This is a genomic window from Pseudomonas sp. P5_B2 (assembly GCF_056400445.1).
In genome coordinates this window covers 1-1,926 of the sequence record NZ_JBFULH010000714.1, presented here as the reverse complement: position 1 = coordinate 1,926, position 1,926 = coordinate 1, and the positions used below count along the sequence as shown (strand labels likewise).

Genomic DNA, 1,926 nt, shown 5'->3' with positions numbered 1-1,926 from the left:
CTGGGGGACTCTGTCGACCAGCATGCTATTGATCGAAAACGCTGAAGGTTTCTACGCGTTGCGCTTCTTGCTCGGCGTCGCCGAGGCCGGATTTTTCCCGGGCATTCTGGTCTATCTGAACCGCTGGTATCCGGCCAGCAGGCGCGCCCAGGTTACCGCGTTGTTTGCCATTGCCGTGCCGCTGGCCGGGGTTGTCGGTGGCCCTCTATCGGGCGGTATCCTGCAAGGCTTTCATGATGTTGGGGGCCTGCGTGGGTGGCAGTGGATGTTCCGGATTGAAGGCGCRCCAGTCGTACTACTCGGTTTGCTGGTACTCAAGGTGTTGCCTGACAACTTCGAGTCAGTCAGTTGGCTGAGCAGTGAGCAGAAAGAGCAACTGCGCAAGCAACTGGCTAGCGAAGAACAACGCAAACCCATCATTTCGTTTGGCGGAATACTGCGAGATCCTCAGGTCTGGCTGCTGGTGGGCATCTATTGCGCAGTCATGCTGGCGGTCAATACGCTTGCTTTCTGGATGCCTACCCTGATTCACAGCTCCGGGATTGGCGGCGATGGCAAGGTCGGCCTGCTCAGTGCCCTGCCCTACCTGGCCGGCTGCGGCTTCATGATCGCCTGCGGACGTTCATCGGATCGTCGCCGTGAACGTCGGTGGCACTTGAGTGTGCCATTGCTCATGTCGGCCCTCGGTATCGCCGTAGCCGGCCTTTTGCCCGGCGATCCCTTCATAGTAATCGGCGGATTGGTGATTGCGGGTATGGGCGCGAGCGCCGCACTGCCGATGTTTTGGCAGCTACCACCCGCATTCCTGTCAAACAGCACCCAGGCGGCGGGCATCGCCCTGATCAGTTCTCTGGGAAGCATTGCCTCGTTTCTGACACCCAATCTGATTGGCTGGATGCGTGACACGACCCACAGCGCCAGTCTTGCCCTCTACGTCCTCGCGGCATTGATCGTCGCAGGCGCCTTCCTGGTGCTGCGCACGCCCGCCGCCATCGTCAATCCTCATTAAGAGATCCAAGTCATGCTCGATCAAGAATTCATCCAGCAAGCCGCTGCACAACTGGACAACGCCGAACGCTCCCGTAAGCAAGTCGGGCAGTTCTCCCTCGCGCATCCACAGATCACCATCGAAGATGCCTATGCCATTCAGCGAGCCTGGGTGGCACAGAAAATAAAAAACGGACGCAAGCTGGTTGGGCACAAGATTGGCCTGACCTCTCGGGCCATGCAGGTCTCATCAAACATTACAGAACCGGATTACGGGGCGTTGCTTGACGACATGCTGTTCGACGAAGGCACCGACATCCCCTTCAACCGTTTTATCGTGCCGCGCGTTGAAGTGGAGTTGGCATTCATCCTCGGCAAGCCGCTAAAAGGCCCGAATGTCACTATTTTCGATGTGCTGGAGGCTACCGAATGGGTGATCCCGGCCCTGGAAATCATTGACGCGCGTATCCAGCAGATCGATCCGGAGACCAAAGCCACGCGCAAGGTATTCGACACCATTTCCGACAATGCGGCGAACGCAGGGGTGGTAATGGGCGGCCGTGCTGTGCGCCCTCACGAGGTCGACCTGCGCAAGGTGCCCGCTGTCTTGTACCGCAATGGCGTGATCGAGGAATCAGGGGTCTCTGCCGCCGTGCTCAATCACCCGGCGAAAGGTGTCGCCTGGCTGGCGAACAAGCTCGCCCCATACGATGTCACGTTGCAACCGGGGCAAATTATTCTGGGCGGGTCGTTTACCCGTCCGGTGGCTGCGAACCCAGGCGATACCTTCCATGTCGACTACGACATGCTGGGTTCCATCTCCTGCCGCTTCGTCTGATTTCTTGAGGACCGTTTCATGGATATGCCAATCAACACATTCAAACAAAGCCTGAAAAGTGGCAAGGCTCAAATCGGCCTTTGGCTCGGTCTGGCCAACCC

The 1,926-nt window shown here is 58.3% G+C and carries 2 protein-coding genes and 1 pseudogene; all 3 read left to right on the top strand.

Translation table 11 applies throughout. The features are described 5' to 3' along the window. Positions 1–1,009: MFS transporter (locus AC1DRJ_RS25935; protein WP_477804668.1), on the top strand; the 1,009-nt coding region annotated here is incomplete at its 5' end. A 12-nt stretch (positions 1,010–1,021) separates the two neighbouring features. Beyond that, entirely contained in the window at positions 1,022–1,825 is an 804-nt protein-coding gene (hpaH, locus tag AC1DRJ_RS25930) for a 2-oxo-hept-4-ene-1,7-dioate hydratase (RefSeq protein ID WP_056723274.1), read from the top strand. A gap of 18 nt (positions 1,826–1,843) precedes the next feature. Next, positions 1,844–1,926: pseudogene (locus tag AC1DRJ_RS25925) on the top strand (2-keto-3-deoxy-L-rhamnonate aldolase); the annotation flags it as partial.

Bases quoted from the DNA above. Each gene is read 5' to 3' on its own strand.
- hpaH (WP_056723274.1), top strand. From the start codon at position 1,022: ATGCTCGATCAAGAATTCATCCAGCAAGCCGCTGCACAACTGGACAAC.